This is a genomic window from uncultured Holdemanella sp., assembly GCF_934754935.1.
GTDB lineage: Bacteria > Bacillota_I > Bacilli_A > Erysipelotrichales > Erysipelotrichaceae > Holdemanella.
This window is the reverse complement of sequence record NZ_CAKVJB010000012.1, coordinates 1-15806: the sequence shown is the minus strand read 5'-3', so window position 1 is coordinate 15806 and position 15806 is coordinate 1. Positions and strand designations below refer to the sequence as shown.

Annotated in this window: 13 protein-coding genes; 12 read left to right on the top strand and 1 reads right to left on the bottom strand. The window is 31.0% G+C overall.

The genetic code is table 11. From position 1 onward, the window contains the following. The first annotated feature begins 31 nt into the window (after positions 1-31). The 12 genes from Q0E86_RS04540 to Q0E86_RS04485 all read left to right on the top strand — a co-directional run bounded on the left by Q0E86_RS04540 (position 32) and on the right by Q0E86_RS04485 (position 15386). Positions 32-751: a glycosyltransferase family 2 protein gene (locus Q0E86_RS04540; RefSeq protein ID WP_288521263.1), complete on the top strand. Its 720-nt coding sequence runs from the start codon at positions 32-34 to the stop codon at positions 749-751. Then, on the top strand, positions 751-1089 hold the full coding sequence (locus Q0E86_RS04535; RefSeq protein ID WP_288521266.1) for a DUF2304 domain-containing protein: 339 nt from the start codon (positions 751-753) through the stop codon (positions 1087-1089). The genes Q0E86_RS04540 and Q0E86_RS04535 overlap by 1 nt, the downstream gene beginning before the upstream one ends. Positions 1090-1107: 18 nt before the next feature. Then, on the top strand, positions 1108-1902 hold the full coding sequence (locus tag Q0E86_RS04530; RefSeq protein WP_288521268.1) for a glycosyltransferase: 795 nt from the start codon (positions 1108-1110) through the stop codon (positions 1900-1902). Positions 1903-1913: 11 nt separating this feature from the next. Beyond that, complete coding sequence (locus tag Q0E86_RS04525; RefSeq protein ID WP_288521270.1) at positions 1914-2750, top strand: NAD(P)-dependent oxidoreductase; 837 nt, start codon at positions 1914-1916, stop codon at positions 2748-2750. Continuing rightward, a complete protein-coding gene (locus Q0E86_RS04520) occupies positions 2737-3762 on the top strand; it encodes an acyltransferase (protein ID WP_288521271.1) in 1026 nt (341 codons plus the stop codon). The genes Q0E86_RS04525 and Q0E86_RS04520 overlap by 14 nt, the downstream gene beginning before the upstream one ends. Before the next feature lie 13 nt (positions 3763-3775). Continuing rightward, entirely contained in the window at positions 3776-5008 is a 1233-nt protein-coding gene (locus tag Q0E86_RS04515) for a lipopolysaccharide biosynthesis protein (RefSeq protein WP_288521273.1), read from the top strand. A gap of 2 nt (positions 5009-5010) precedes the next feature. Then, positions 5011-5964, top strand: a complete 954-nt coding sequence (locus Q0E86_RS04510) for a glycosyltransferase family A protein (protein WP_288521275.1) — start codon at positions 5011-5013, stop codon at positions 5962-5964. Between the two features lie 101 nt (positions 5965-6065). Continuing rightward, complete coding sequence (locus Q0E86_RS04505) at positions 6066-8981, top strand: RICIN domain-containing protein (RefSeq protein ID WP_295754841.1); 2916 nt, start codon at positions 6066-6068, stop codon at positions 8979-8981. A gap of 100 nt (positions 8982-9081) precedes the next feature. After that, positions 9082-12447, top strand: coding sequence for an RICIN domain-containing protein (locus tag Q0E86_RS04500; protein ID WP_295754840.1), 3366 nt, complete (start codon positions 9082-9084; stop codon positions 12445-12447). Positions 12448-12988: 541 nt separating this feature from the next. Continuing rightward, positions 12989-13174 carry a hypothetical protein gene (locus tag Q0E86_RS04495; RefSeq protein WP_295754838.1) on the top strand — a complete coding sequence of 62 codons (186 nt, stop codon included), beginning with the start codon at positions 12989-12991 and terminating at the stop codon, positions 13172-13174. Positions 13175-13344: 170 nt separating this feature from the next. Next, positions 13345-14217: a hypothetical protein gene (locus Q0E86_RS04490; RefSeq protein WP_295754837.1), complete on the top strand. Its 873-nt coding sequence runs from the start codon at positions 13345-13347 to the stop codon at positions 14215-14217. Positions 14218-14294: 77 nt separating this feature from the next. Then, entirely contained in the window at positions 14295-15386 is a 1092-nt protein-coding gene (locus Q0E86_RS04485) for an AAA family ATPase (protein ID WP_295754835.1), read from the top strand. A 175-nt stretch (positions 15387-15561) separates the two neighbouring features. Here the strand turns inward: Q0E86_RS04485 and Q0E86_RS04480 are convergent. After that, positions 15562-15806, bottom strand: a 245-nt coding sequence (locus Q0E86_RS04480) for a hypothetical protein (RefSeq protein ID WP_295754833.1), incomplete at its 5' end; no start/stop codon positions are given.

Below are 15806 nucleotides of genomic sequence, written 5' to 3'. Positions count from 1 at the left end.
TAAAGTGGTAAAAAAGGAAAAGGGGAGAATAATGAATAAAGTATTGTTAATTATTCCGGCATATAATGAACAAGATTCTATTTTATCAACAATCGATACAATTGATGAATATAATAAGAATCATTCTTCAAATAAATTAGATTATATTGTCATAAATGATGGTTCTAGAGATAGAACAGAGGAAATACTAACGTCAAATAATAAGCCGCATGTTAAATTGGTTCATAATTTAGGTATTGGTGGAGCTGTTCAAACGGGTTATAAATATGCGTTGGAACACGATTATGATATTGCCATCCAATTTGATGGGGATGGTCAGCATGATGTAAACTTTGTCGAGGATATTTGTAAACCTATTTTCGATGGTAAAGCGAATATGACAATTGGTTCTCGTTTTGTCGAGGGTTCGACAAGTGAATTTAAGTCTACAAAGGCTCGTCAGATGGGTATCAAGATCATTTCATCTTTCATTAAATTTTTTACAGGTGAAAAATTATATGATGTTACATCAGGTTTTAGAGCAGTAGATCGAGGTTTGATTGCACAATTTGCGATGGATTATCCATTAGAATATCCAGAACCAATTTCAACTACGCAAATTTTAAAGCAGGGATCAACAATTCAGGAAGTTCCTGTTGAAATGAAGGAGCGTAATGGTGGTGTGTCTTCCATCCGTAGTTGGAAGAATGTGTATTATATGATTAATGTTTTATTATCTATTATGATAATTGGAACAAGGAGGTCAAAATAATGCCTTTAAATTTAAGACTGGGTGTTCTTATTATTGCCTTAATATTAGCTGTGGTTGTAATTCGTATACTACATAAAGGGAGAATTCCGGTAAAGTATTCTTTGTTATGGGGTCTTGGCGTTTTAATCTTATTGTTTTTAGCAATTTTTCCAAATGCATTGATTAAGATTGCGAATTTAGTTGGCTTCCAAACGGTTTCCAACATGGTTATTGGTGTGTTATTGGTTATCTTGTTCTTTATAACTATGTCTTTAACTGTTATTGTTTCTGCTCAGAAACGAAAAATTACATTATTAGTACAAGAAATTTCATTATTAAAAAGTGAAATCAAAAAATAATTATTTGGAGGTAATTAAATGTTTAATAGAAACGATCATAGTTTTGTGATTTGTGCATATAAAGAAAATCCTCATTTAGAAATGACTATTCAATCTTTATTGAATCAAACAATCAAAAGTAAAGTATTTATTTCAACATCAACACCGAATGATCACATTAAGGGGTTATGTGAAAAATATGGTTTAGAATTGTTTGTGAATCCAAGTCCTAAAAATGCAGGAGCTGACTGGAACTGGGCTTATGATCATGCGCCAACTCCATTAGTTACAATTGCGCATCAAGATGATTATTATGAACCGGATTTTTTAGAAAAAACATTAAAGTATATTGGAAATAAACATGATTTTATTCTAGCGTTTACGGACTATTATGAGATTCGTAACGATAAAAAGGTTTATACCAATAAAATTTTAAAAGTGAAGAGAATGATGCTTGCGCCTTTAAAGAAGGATAAAAATCAAACTTCTAAATTTATTCGTAGAAGAATTTTATCAATTGGTTGTCCAATTTGTTGTCCAGCTGCTACCTATAATAAGGTGGTTGCAGGTAAATCTATTTTTGATACAAACTATATCAATAGTTGTGATTATAAGACATGGTGTGATTTAGCTGAATTAAATGGTGAGTTTATTTATATTGATAAACCATTATTGGGACATAGAATTTATGCGGAGTCAGCTACTTCAAAAAACTTGGGTGAAAATATCCGAAAAAAAGAGGATTTGGAAATCATGAGTTTATATTGGCCAAAATTTATTGCGAATGGAATAAATTCTGTGTATGCGTTGAGTGAAAAAAGTAATAAATTGTAGGAGATGATAAAATGAAGGTAGTTGTTACAGGGGCTTCTGGATATATCGGGAGACATGTAGTAGATGCGTTAATCAAAATGCATCATGAAGTTATTGCGGTAGATATGATAAATAAAGGAATCAATACGGATGCAACTTTTTTATCATTAGATATTTTTTCGGATGATATTTATAACAAGCTAGGTAGACCGGATGCATGTATTCATATGGCTTGGAAAGATGGTTTTAACCATGCTTCAGATGCTCATATGTCTATGTTGTCTAAGCACTATGCATTCATTAAGAATATGATTGATGGTGGTGTTAAATATTTATCCGTAATGGGAACAATGCATGAGATTGGATATTATGAAGGTTGTGTGGATGAAAATACACCTACAAATCCATTGTCAATGTATGGAATTGCAAAAAATGCATTAAGAGAAGCTTCTTTATTATTAGCTGAAAAAACAAATACGTCTTTAATGTGGTTGCGTGCCTATTATATTTTAGGGGATGATTCCAATAACAATTCTATTTTCTCTAAGATTACACAGATGGAGCATGAGGGTAAGGCTTCATTCCCGTTTGTTTCTGGTAAAAATAAATATGATTTTATTAATGTAGATGAACTCGCAAAACAAATTGCGACAGCTTCTACACAATCTGAAATTACTGGAATTATCAATTGTTGTTCTGGAAAACCAGTTTCATTAGCGGATAAAGTGAATGAATTTATTGAGAAGAATCATTATAGCATTCGTCCAGACTATGGAAAATTCCCTGAACGTCCTTATGATTCACCTGCTATTTGGGGTGATAATACAAAAATTAATTTGATTATGGAGAAGCATAATGACACAAAATAGTGTTACGCTTAAAAATTTTGAGTCTACAAGAAGTAATAATTTAAACTTAGTTAAGTTTATTGCCGCATTGTTTGTCATCGTGTCGCATGCGTATCCATTATGTAAAGGTGCAGAATATAATGATATATTATCAGACTTATCTAGAAATTCTATTGCGTTCGGAAGTTTAGCCGTTGCGATATTCTTTATGAGTAGCGGCTTTTTTGTGACCAAGAGTTTATTAAAAAACAAGAATTCAAAAAAGTATCTGCACAACAGATTTATAAGAATTTTCCCACCATTATGGTTTACAATTGTAGTCTGTATTGTGGTTTGTGCTTTACTTTTTTCGTCTTATAGTCTAATTGATTTTTTTGTATCAGCGGATTTCTTTAAATATTGTTTAAATTTTATTTTGATACCTGTTCATAATTTACCAGGTGTATTCACAAATAATATTTATCCTGGAGTTATAAATGGTCCTTTATGGACGTTACCAATAGAATTTTTATGTTATATTGTTTTATTAGTTGCCTACAAATTAAATTTGGTGAACAAAAAGAGTTACAAATATATCGCTTTATTGGTAATACTTGTTTTTATTGGTATCAATTTTATTCCTTTGTCTATCTTCATGAGTATCAAAGGCTATATTCAGCCATGTTTCTTGTTTTTCTGGGGTTCTTTTTATTGGATTTATAGAGATGAAATAACAATGAAAAATGTATATTTTGTGCTTTCTATCATTCTATTTATTTTGTTGATTGGTTTAGGATATGGTCAGATTGGATCTTTCCTATTCATTCCTTATTTAACTTTATATATTTCATTCTGTTTACCTCAATGCAATGTTCGATTCGCATCACTAGGTAATTTATCTTATGATATATATTTATGTGGTTGGCCAATTCAACAAATGGTCATTAGTGTATTTGGTGGATCTATGGCTGTCGGATTAAATATTCTGATTTCTATTCCTTTGAGTATGGTTGTAGGATACATTACATATATGTTAATAGAGAAAAATATGTAGAGAAGGAGTTTATATGGGAAATAACACAAAGAAAAATGTCATATGGAATATGATTGGTACAACCGCAAATGCATTTAACTCCTTATTTTTTATGATTATTGTTACTCGAATCAATGGTCTAAAGGATTCAGGTGTTTTTACACTAGCCTTTTCATTGGCTTGTTTGTTTTGTTTTATTGGTAATTATGAAGGCAGGGTTTTTCAAGTTACGGATGTTAAGCAAGACTTTTCAAATAAAGAATATATTGTACATAGAATATCAAGTTGCATTCTAATGATGGTCACTGTTCTTATATATTGTCTAATTATGAAGTATGATGCATATAAAATGAGTGTTACATTTGCGTTATGTTTTATGAAATGTTGTGAAGTCTTTTCAGATGTATTTTATGGTGTGCTTCAAAAGAATGATAATTTAGAACTTGTTGGTAAGTCCTTGTTTTTTAAATCCATTGCTTCTATTGTAGTTTTTATTGTTTTAGATTTAATTACAAAGAATTTATTATTGTCTTGTATTGGATTGGATTTGATTTGGCTAGCTATTTTATTTGTGTATGACATTCCCAAAACAAAACAACATATAAATTCAACGGAAGAGATTCGTGTCTCAAATATTGTTAAACTCTATAAAGAAGGCTTTTTCTCTTTTTCAATCTTATTTCTAGGTGTATATCTTGTGAATGCACAAAAATATGCGTTGGATGGTGTTGTCGTAGAATCACTTCAAGCTATTTTTGGTATTGTGTTAATGCCTGCTACAATTATCAGTTTGGCATGTCAATACTTGTTGCAACCTATTCTAAATACGATTGCGAATCTATATGCGTTGGGTCAGAAAAAAGAATTTAATATTTTGATTTTTAAATCGTCTTTATTAGTTCTTGCGTTTGGATTTGCATGTGTTATTGGAGCATATCTACTTGGTATACCTGTATTAAATATTTTATATGGCGTGGATATTTCAGATTATAAATTGTGTTTGATTTTGATTATTGTAGGTGCCATTTTCTATTCATTAAGTACATTAGTATCGGCTGCACTTACTACGATTCGCCATACTTTTGTACAGTTTATCGTTTATTCTTTGACATCTTTATTTGCGTTGTTTGTTTCTAAATTGTTTATTATCAAATTTAGTTTAATTGGTGCATCGTTTGCTTATTTATTATGTATGTTTATTCAATTCTTGTTGTATTTATTAATCTATATTTATATTATGCGAAAACAAGAATTTAAGGAGGTATAAAGATGGATTTGATTTCAATTGTAGTACCTGTCTATAATGCTGAAAAATATATTGGAATTTGTGTTAATAGTGTTTTAGAACAAACATATAATAATTTTGAATTGTTGTTGATCAATGATGGTTCAAAGGATGATACGTTAGAGGTGTTAAACAGCTATAAGGATTCACGTATTAAAGTATATTCTTTTGATAATCAGGGTGCTGGAAAAACGAGAAATAAAGGAATACAACTTTCTAGAGGAAAATATATTACATTTATTGATGCAGATGATTATATAGATTCGGATTATTTAGAAAGATTGCATCAAGAAATTCAGGATTACGATGTATTAATCTCTGGATATAAAAAAGTAAATTTGGAAGATCATTCATTAATGTATGTTTCAAAACCTAAAGTATCTGTTTGGGATGAGTTTCGTTATGTAGCTACATGGGGTAAATTGTATCGTTTGAATTTTTTAAAGGATAATCATATTGAATATGAAAAATTTGTCTTGGGTGAAGATGTGTATATGAATGTTAAGTGCAATAGCTTAACGAATAAAGTGAAAGTTATTGACTATGCTGGGTATAATTATTGTTTTAATCCGAATTCATTAACACAAAGTAAAAAATCGGTTCAAGGAAACAATGATATATTGATGTTGTTGAATAAGATTCAAAATACATTGAATTTAGATAAGTATGATAAGAAATATATTGATTATTTTTATTTAAAAACGGTTGTTCAATATTTATTGATGCAGGCTAGCGTATTAGAGAAGAACTCTTATGCTAAAATTTACAAGGAATCTTTTAAATTCTTGAAACAAAATGATTATTATCATTTTTCATTCAATAAAGAAGATTCTTTTAAAGTCAATGTATGTATTTTGTTGTATGTTCTTTTTGATCAATTGCATTGCAAAATGTTTATGTACCATTTTATTCGTAAATTGAATATTAAATATGTTTAACGGGATCACTTCAATTGAGGTGATCTTTTGATTTATTAACAAAAGATAATTGTCATATTTTTATGAAAGTTATAAAATGGTTTTTGCGGAGGGTGATTTGAATGAATTCAAGAGATATTGTTAAGGTTGGTTTTGCCGTTCTTGCAGCAGTAGTAAGCTATAATTTTGCGGATACAATTGTTCATGCTGAAGAAAATAGTGTTGAGCCAATTAAAGAAACGACAAATACACAAGAATCGGATACCTTAGTGGATGTGATTGATAGTGTTGTAAATCCGGATGTTTCTGTTTCAATAGATGATGAAAAGGATTCAATGGATACAAGTTCTAAGTTATTAGATGGTTGGAATACGGACTATACTATGTTTGTCAAAGATGGTTCTTATGTCACGAGTAGTTTTGAAGATATTGATGGGCAGAAATATTATTTTGATGAGAATGGCAATAAGGTAACGGGTTTAAAAACGATTGGTACGGATGCTTATTATTTTAATGAATCAGGTGTCTTACAGTCAAATATGCAGTTGCACCATGATGATAATACAGGTACAGTTCTTTATTCTTTAATGAAAGAGGATGGAAAGAATCATTATTATCTTGAGAATGGCATGGAATTTAGTGGAATGGCGCATTTGGATGGTAAAATCTACTATTTTGAAAATGGTGTTCAAAGTTTTGGTGAAAAGCAGGTCAATGGAAATTGGTACAATTTTAAAAATGATGGTACTTTATCGGTTGGTTTTGTGAATGTTGGAAATAGTGCTAAGTACTATGATAATTTTGGTAAAAGATTGCAGGGAACTTTCCAAATTGATAAGGTTACTTATAATACGGATAATAATGGGTTGATTACTAAGGCAAGCTGGAATGGTGTTTCTTACTATTGTCAAAGAGATGATCGTTGGGCTTGGTCAGTCTATGGAAATTATACGTTTGCGAGTAGTGGTTGTGTTCCAACAACAGCTGCTATGATTGTAAATACACTTAAGGGAACAAATTATACACCTATTGATATGGGGAATCTATTATATAATGCAGGTATCTATAATGTGCGTGAGATTGGTGCAGGAGGAGATACTTGGAGTCTTATTTCAAATCGATTTGGATTAGTTTATAAGAATAATATTAATATGGAATCCGCTAAAAATGAATTGATGAAAGGAAATATGATTGCAGCTACAGTTGAGGGTGGAAGATTCTGTCCTTGGCCTGGTATTTCTCATGAGATCTTATTGTTTGGATTGGATGCACAAGGATATACTACAGTTTATGATCCTTATACAAGCACTCGTAATGGTCGTGTACATATTAGTGAAGTATTTAATCATCCATCTAGTTTTGGATTGGATAAAATTGATGGTGGGCCATTCTTTTCATTAGGTAAGTATGTGGATACAACCTTATATTTGGATGTATCTAAAGGTACTGGGCATGTAGGAAATGTATATTATACAGGAAATAAAGTAGAGCCTGAAGTCAATGTTTCTATCAAAAATACAGGATTGGTTCAGGGTCGTGATTATAAAGTTATCTATTCAAATAATGTAGATATAGGAAAAGGAACCGTAACAATTGTTGGAGTAAACATGTTTACGGGTAAATTAACATTGTCCTTTGATATTATAAAAGATGAAATGACGAATGGAACTTATGAAATTGTTAGTTCAAAAAATAATAATAAAGTCTTAGATATTGTGGGTGGTTCTATTTCATATGGTGCGTCTGTACAAATTTATGATTGGAATGGATCTATGGCCCAGCAATATGAAATTATAAAGAATCAAAATGGTTATTATACAATAAAAAATGTTAAATCCAATTTATATTTGGGTGTAACGACAAATTGGAATCAAATGAAGAGTAGTCGTCTAGTCCAAGGTGTAAATGCTTCTAGTAAAGGAGCTCAATTCATATTCACTCGTAATAGTGATGGCAGTTGGATTATTTCTTCAGCTTGGGATAGAAGATATGTATTTGATTTGTATGGTGGTTCAACAAATAATGGTTCTCCAATTCAAATTTATTCTTCTAATGGTACAGTAGCGCAGAGTTGGAAACTATTAAAAGTTAAAAACTCGCGTGAAGAGATGGATAAATTAGCTTCTCAAAATAAAGATGCGATTGCGGATGGGACTTATTTTATAGCTTCTTCATTAAATACAAGCTATGTATTTGATGTATATGGTGGAAGTAAGAGTGATTTTGGAAATATTACGATTTATAAGAATAATGGAACTGTAGCTCAAGGATGGAAAATTGTTCATGATTCAAAAGGATATGTAACATTTATGAATGTAGGTTCAAATAAGGTCCTTGATGTTTATGGCGGACAGAATGTAAATGGTCAAAATGTAGTACAATATACTTCAAATAATTCATATGCACAAAAATGGATTGTAGTGAATGTTGGATCTGGTTACAAAATTGTTTCGGCTTTAGATTCAAATTATGTATTGGATCTTTATGGTGGTAGAGTTCAGAATTTTTCAAATATTCAGATTCATAAATCGAATAATACGAAAGCTCAGACTTGGTCTTTTATAAAATATGAAAGTCCACGTGACCACTTAAATGCGATGGCTAAGGAATATAATGCAGATATTACGGAATCTACATATGTAATTGAGTGTTACACAGATAATAATGTAGTATTTAACGCATCTAATGGTAATGTTCAACTTGCAAACGCAAATAAGGTAAGTTCACAGAAGTGGAAGATCAAAAAAGATGCGATGGGATACATTACGTTTATTAATGTAGATACGAATAAAGCATTAGATGTATATGGTGGTAAAGCTGAAAGTTTTACGAATGTATGGCAATATGCATATAATGATACGTATGCTCAAAAATGGATTGCTAGAAAAAATAGTGATGGTAGTTTAACCTTTGTATCTGCTTTAGATAAAGATTACGTTTTAGATATTTATGGCGGTAGAATTCAGAATGAAGGAAATATTCATATATATCGTGATAATGGTACAAATGCTCAAAAATTCAAATTAACCAGAGTATAGTCTATAACCAGGCGTTTTATACGCTTGGTTATTTTTAAGTTATATTGAAATTGTTTTTGGATTCCTTTAAAATAAAGAGGATTGGAAAGAGGGGGAGACAATGCATAAAAGATTGAAACCAGTTTTAGCTTTAGTATTAAGTTTATTTATGTCTGTTTCTACTTTGTCAAATACATATACTGTATTTGCAGAAGATGAAATTACACAAGAAGAGACAGTTGAAGAAACAAATACAGAAGATACAAATACAACTGAAGAAACAACTTCAGAAGAGGAAAATGTTGAGGATGAATCAGATGAGGTTGTTGAAGAAAATACAGATACAGACGTAGAAGAACAAATGGGTGATTCAACTATGATGGAATATTTCTTGGTGGATAGTCCAGTCGTATCGTCTCAGGAAACAGAAAACTTTGTTCTTTCATTAAATAATACAGATGGATATTCAAATTTTAAGATTACCATTCAAAAAGAGGATGGAACAACTTTGGATTTAGAGAGTTCAGAAACTGTTGGTAATTTAGTGAAGTTTTCGAATGTCTTTAGTAATAAGGGTGAATATCAAGTGACTTCATTTCATTATGATTATAATGGGCAAGCTTATTATTTGAATTTTAGTGATTTAGAGATGGATATTAAATTTGGTGTGGATCAAGAATATGTTGGCTATGATGAAACATTACCGGATTTAACTCAAGACTCAACGAATCAAGAGGGTGTGATTCAAGTTACGGATGTAAATAAAGCAGAAGAAGAAATCGCAAATGGCATGGCAAGTGAGGCTTCTATTATGTCAATTGATGAATTTTCTAGAGCAGCAACTGGTGGTATGACAATTTGTTTGGACCCAGGACATGGTGGTAGTGATTCAGGTGCGAATGCCTTTGGTCAAAAAGAGTCGGCTTTAACATTAAAGATTGCCAATTATTGTAAAGAAGAATTAGAGAAATATGATGTGAATGTTGTAATGACAAGAACAACGGACACAAGACCAAGTGAAAATGCATCACAGGATCTTATTAATCGTGTTATGACTGCTAAAAAGGCTGGGGCTTCTTATATCATTAGTATTCACTTAAATTCAGCAACAAATACTTCTGCTCATGGTGCTGAAGTATATTTTCCAAATACAAGTGGAAATGCGAGTTTATCAAGTAATGGACAAGCTATGGCTAAAGCCATACAGAGTCAATTGGTTGCCTTAGGTCTATATGATCGTGGTATTAAAATTAGAAACTATATGGATGGTTCTACTTCATCAAATCCAAATAGTAGTGATAGAGATTATTATGGTATTATTCGTTATGCGAAAGAACAAAATATTTCGGGTTTAATTATTGAGCATTGTTTCTTAAATAATCCGGATGAATATAATAAGTATTTAAGTTCAGATGCAAAACTGCAACAATTAGGTGTAGCGGATGCGAAGGGTATTGTGAATGCTTTAGGTTTGCAACAAAAATATTTAGAATTGGATACTTTGGCAAGTCAAAATAAAAATCTAATTGCGGATGGAACTTATTTGATTCAGTCAAGTATAAACACAAAATATGTATTTGATATTTATGGTGGTCATACAACAAATGGAGCTAATGTTCAATTATATAATGGCAATGATACAATAGCTCAGTTATTCAAAGTGAGTCATGATGCCAAAGGGTATGTAACTATCACAAACGCAAAATCAGGTAAAGTATTAGATGTATATGGCGGTACTGCACAGAATGAACAGAATATTTGGCAATATACTTCAAATGGTACTCGTGCACAAAAATGGATTATTAAAAAAGATGGTAATAGTTATGTGATTGTTTCTGCATTAAATCCAAATTATGTATTGGATTTGAGTGGTGGACAAGCAACAAGTGGTAGAAATATTCAATTATATTGTTATACAGGATCTTCTGGTCAAAAATGGAATTTGACAAAATATGTGACGAAAGAAGAACGTCTTGATACTCTCGCATTACAAAATAAAAATACGATTGCGGATGGTGAGTATGAAATTTGTAGTGCAAAAAATAATAGTTATGGTTTTGATGTATATGGTGGTTCAACATCGAGTGGTGCGAATATTCAATTGTATACCCGTAATGGATCTATGGCACAAACATTTAAAATTAAAAATGATTCAAATGGATATGTCACAATTACGAATGTTAAATCAGGCAAAGCTTTAGATTTGTATAGTGGTACAGTAAAGAATAGTCAAAATATTTGGCAGTATTCTTCTAATGGTAGTCGTGCACAAAAATGGATTATTAAGAAGAATACTTCTGGTTATACAATTATTTCAGCATTAGATCCAAATTATGTAATTGATTTGTGTGGTGGTACAACTCGTTCAGGAACAAATATTCAGTTATATTCAGATAATGATTCTATAGCTCAACAGTGGCAGTTTAATAAAGTTGTGACAGAACTAGAAAAATTGGATCAATTGGCCGCACAAAATAAGAACATGATGGATGATGGTGTTTACTACATTAAAAATCGTGATGTGAAGTTTACGTTAGATGTAGAAAGTGCAAGTTCTTATTCTGGAGCAAATATTCAATTATATTCTTTGAATAAAACGGATGCACAGAAATGGTTGGTTTCACATGATTCAAAAGGATATGTATCTTTTAAAAATGTCAATTCAGGTATGTATTTGACGGCTACTTCAAGTGGAAATAGTGCGAATGTAAATCAACAAAGTCAGTCGAATGGATATAATCAAAAGTGGATCGTTGCATTTGATAGTAATCAAAATCTTAAGATTATTTCAGCATTGCATTCAAGTCGCGTTTTAGATGTATATGGTGGTAAGATTCAGAATGGTTCAAATATTCAATTGTATACTTCAAATAACTCGGCTGCTCAAAAGTGGGTGTTTGAATATATTAGTAAAGATGCACAAGTAAGTTTGACAAAGATTATGGGTACAAGTCAGACTAGTGTTGCTCAAATGGTTCGTTATTATAAGGCGAATGCGAGTGGATATGATACATTCAAGGCAAAATATGAGGGTAAGTATGATGGAAGTCTTGCCAAGGGTGGTGCTAGTACAATTGAGCAGTTTGCACAAATCTTTTATGAAGAAGCAAATGCTGAGGGTGTTAAGGCAGAGGTTGCCTTTACGCAATGTATGAAGGAAACTGGCTTTCTAAAGTATGGTGGTGATGTATTGCCAAACCAATATAACTTTGCAGGTATTGGTGCAACGGGTGCTGTACATGGGGCTTCTTTTAAGGATGTTCGTACTGGAATTCGAGCTCAAATTCAACATTTAAAGGCTTATGCTTCAACAAGCCCATTAAACAATGCGTGTGTGGATCCAAGATTTAATTTGGTTACTCGTAATAGTGCGCCATATGTAGAATGGTTGGGTATTAAAGAAAATCCAAATGGATATGGTTGGGCATCTGCCAAGAACTATGGTTATGATATTGTAGTCATGGTTAAAGTATTATTAAGTAAATAAGAGTTCTAGATTGAACTCTTTTTTGTTTAGTAAAATGAATCTAACAAAAAAGATGTCCTAAGACATCTGATTAGAATACAAGTTTATCTGCTGGCTGTCAGCCCATCGCTATTAGCGACAATGATTAGGATATTTTAACGACTTCCTATTGTCTACAACTTTGCTGGTGGTTGTCACCCCATCACTTATAGTGACCACGATTAGGATGTTTTATCGACTTCCTATTGTCTTCAGCTTAAAGTGCTTGTTCACTGAAGATATTTCTATCTCTACTTATAATTTAGCATAAAACATTAATAATTGACAAATTCATTGATACTTTAAAATTGATTTTTAGTAAAATATAAACACAGATCAACTTACGAAGGATTAACGCTGGGTCCCAGAATGGGGTAGGTGAGTAATTACTGAGTATGCCTATGTGCCGGGGGTTGATCTTTTATTTTTTGTTTGATAATAAAGAGGTTGATGCATATGATTATAATGGATTTAAAACTAGATAATTTATGTTGTTTTAGAGATTTCTGATCTAAGAAAGATTGTGAGTTCATATATTGAAAAGGAAATTTTATCTTTAATGATCAATCAGTTATTCTTTACAACACGCAATTTAGATATATTGAATTTGCCTCTTTGTAAACATAGCTTTAATTTATTAAAGAAAGATGATCAAGGTATTTCTGTAGTTAATGTAGCAGATTATTTAAAGAAGAATACAGATTCATAAAGAAATGTAGTTGTTATCAATTGTATCTAGATTGGATGAAATCGAGAATTTATAATATGTGAAGGAGAATATGTTATCATTAATGGAGTAAAAAATTGATGAGAGGTATTGTTATTTTTGAAACAATAACTGTGTAAGATACTTAGAAAAAAATAATGTTGGAGGTAGGTATGTTATTTAATATTTATTACTTAAATTTTTCAAAAGTATATGAGATAAAAATGATGTTAAGTAATGTGATCAAAACAGATGAAACAATCGAGAAAAATCAAGGGAATACGGTTGATGCTGGATTAGAGGCAAAAATAGGTATTAAAGGCTTTGGTCTTTTTAAAACAGTGCTAGGAGCTGATGTTAAAGCAGAATCATCAGATTCGCAAAAAGTTCTTGAAAATTTTAAGATTATTATGACAAAATCGCTGATTTTAAATGAAGTGATTGAGAAATGCAAGATTGCTTCTTCTGGTTTTGATGGTGTTCCAGAAGGACAACTTATTAGAGTAGATAACGTATCACTTTTGTTAGAAAATGAAATGGAACTTCGAACTGTAAAGATGTTTTCTAATGGTATGTTCAAAGGTATGCATCCAGCGGATACTGGTGGACTTGATGTTAATAACGTTTTAAATTCTATGTTCAAAGACTATTCTTATAAACTAAAAGGTGAATTACATGATAGTGATGAAAAGCTTTTAATAAAGATACCGTTAACTTTTGAAAATGAATTCGAAAGTTCATATAATGTGGATGATTTATTTGTAGGAAACGTTTCAATAATAGGTATATACAAGGGAAAGACAAAGATTCATAGTCTTAAAAACTCTTTTGATTATTTTTCAGAGATTGGAGAAGATTTAAATGATGAAACCGATTCTGATATACATGAAAGCCAATACTCTATTTCACAAGAAACTAAATTGGAAAGTGAAATTGATAATGAAGACTATAACTATATTGATCTTTTAGCGATTGTTCAAGTTATCAAATTTGATAGTTATGATGATGAGTTAAAACACAAGAAACAGAGAAAGAAGGGTGTTTAGTGAATAAAGTATTTTTTTATACTAGACAACAATATTTTAAATTTAAATCAAATCAGCTTGTTTAGGGATTTGAATTTTTGAGTGGTTCAACTTTTGACCATATTGAATATATTAAATGGTTGGATGAATCTAAACAGTATTATGTGGATATAACATCTATTGTCAGCTTACTGAAGGCTAATGAATCACAATTGTATTTATTTGAACGTCTTTTAAGTGATTTTAAAGATAATACTACATTTATTTGTGATAAAGTTTATGAGGATGATGTTAAATACATATTTCGCAATGTTTTAGATGATTATTCTGATGTTGAGATAGAAGGTGAAGAGTTGCCTGTTGAAAAAGATAGAGCATCTATTGGGAACTCAGCGCATGTAAGAAAGATTACGGATTTGAATGATTCTGAATTAACAAAGTTTTTTGAAGATTTTGATGCTAGTTTATATGGACATCAGCAGTTTAAAGAAGAATTTAAAAATCTTGTAACTTCATTTCGAGTGTTTAATAAATTGGGTGAACACAAAATCCTTTCATTGTTCTTAATGGGTGATTCTGGCATTGGGAAAACTGAGGTTGCTAGAGCCGTTCATAAAGCGTTAGGAAGTAACTCAAAATTAGCAAAAATTAATTTTGGAAATTACAGTAGCCATGATGCATTGAATAGTTTGATTGGAAGTCCATTAGGGTATGTAGGTAGTGATGGTGGTGAATTGGTAAAGAGAGTTTGTGAGTCGGATGTAGGCATAATTCTTATAGATGAATTTGAAAAAGCAAATAACGCTGTGTTCAATTACTTTTTGGATGTTCTAGAGAATGGTAAAATTGTTAACTCACAAGCTGATGAATATGATGTTAATGGTTACATAATTGTTTTCACGTCAAACATTACAAAGGGTAATTTTGAAAGTAAAATTTCACCTGAATTAAGATCTAGATTCGACTATAAAGGCGTTTTTAATTTGCTTACTAACAAGGATAAGCAAAAGTTTGTTGATTTCAGAGTAAATCAAATCATATCTAAATATAAAGAATTAGTATCGGATGATATACCAGAAAGCCTTTTTGACGATATAGTTGGCCAAATTCGTGTTTCACAATACAAAAATATGCGCGATTTGAATAAAAAGATTAAAGATACATTTGTTTCTTTAATTTCTCACAGTTAAAGATGATATAAGAAATGGCGGAGATAGCATGGTATTTTCACCATTTTACAAATTTAAATGTGTTGTTATATTAAATGAAAAGGAGCTCACCATGAACTCCTTTTCTTTGAAAAATTAATAATATCTTTCTCACTCCGGAAAAAGATCTCTTTGTACTTAAATGATACCTAGATAACTATTCTTTGTCAATAGATGATTTTAAATTTAAAATATATTCTCTTAATGAGATATCATCTGATAATTCAAGAATTTTTCTTATTTCTGATAGTTCATCCTGTGCTTTATTACGCTGGCCTTTTATTTTCGTGATGTAGTTTAATTTGTCATTCAAACGGTTTTTTAAATCGGTAGTTCGACAGTTGTAAAATCGTAAATATTCCAAATGTCGCTTATGTAGCGCTTTTTTTATGTCAAATTTTC

Excerpts from the sequence above, each read along its gene's own strand:
- Q0E86_RS04540 (WP_288521263.1), top strand. The coding sequence starts at position 32 with ATGAATAAAGTATTGTTAATTATTCCGGCATATAATGAACAAGATTCT.
- Q0E86_RS04535 (WP_288521266.1), top strand. The coding sequence starts at position 751 with ATGCCTTTAAATTTAAGACTGGGTGTTCTTATTATTGCCTTAATATTA.
- Q0E86_RS04530 (WP_288521268.1), top strand. The coding sequence starts at position 1,108 with ATGTTTAATAGAAACGATCATAGTTTTGTGATTTGTGCATATAAAGAA.
- Q0E86_RS04525 (WP_288521270.1), top strand. The coding sequence starts at position 1,914 with ATGAAGGTAGTTGTTACAGGGGCTTCTGGATATATCGGGAGACATGTA.
- Q0E86_RS04520 (WP_288521271.1), top strand. The coding sequence starts at position 2,737 with ATGACACAAAATAGTGTTACGCTTAAAAATTTTGAGTCTACAAGAAGT.
- Q0E86_RS04515 (WP_288521273.1), top strand. The coding sequence starts at position 3,776 with ATGGGAAATAACACAAAGAAAAATGTCATATGGAATATGATTGGTACA.
- Q0E86_RS04510 (WP_288521275.1), top strand. The coding sequence starts at position 5,011 with ATGGATTTGATTTCAATTGTAGTACCTGTCTATAATGCTGAAAAATAT.
- Q0E86_RS04505 (WP_295754841.1), top strand. The coding sequence starts at position 6,066 with ATGAATTCAAGAGATATTGTTAAGGTTGGTTTTGCCGTTCTTGCAGCA.
- Q0E86_RS04500 (WP_295754840.1), top strand. The coding sequence starts at position 9,082 with ATGCATAAAAGATTGAAACCAGTTTTAGCTTTAGTATTAAGTTTATTT.
- Q0E86_RS04490 (WP_295754837.1), top strand. The coding sequence starts at position 13,345 with ATGTTATTTAATATTTATTACTTAAATTTTTCAAAAGTATATGAGATA.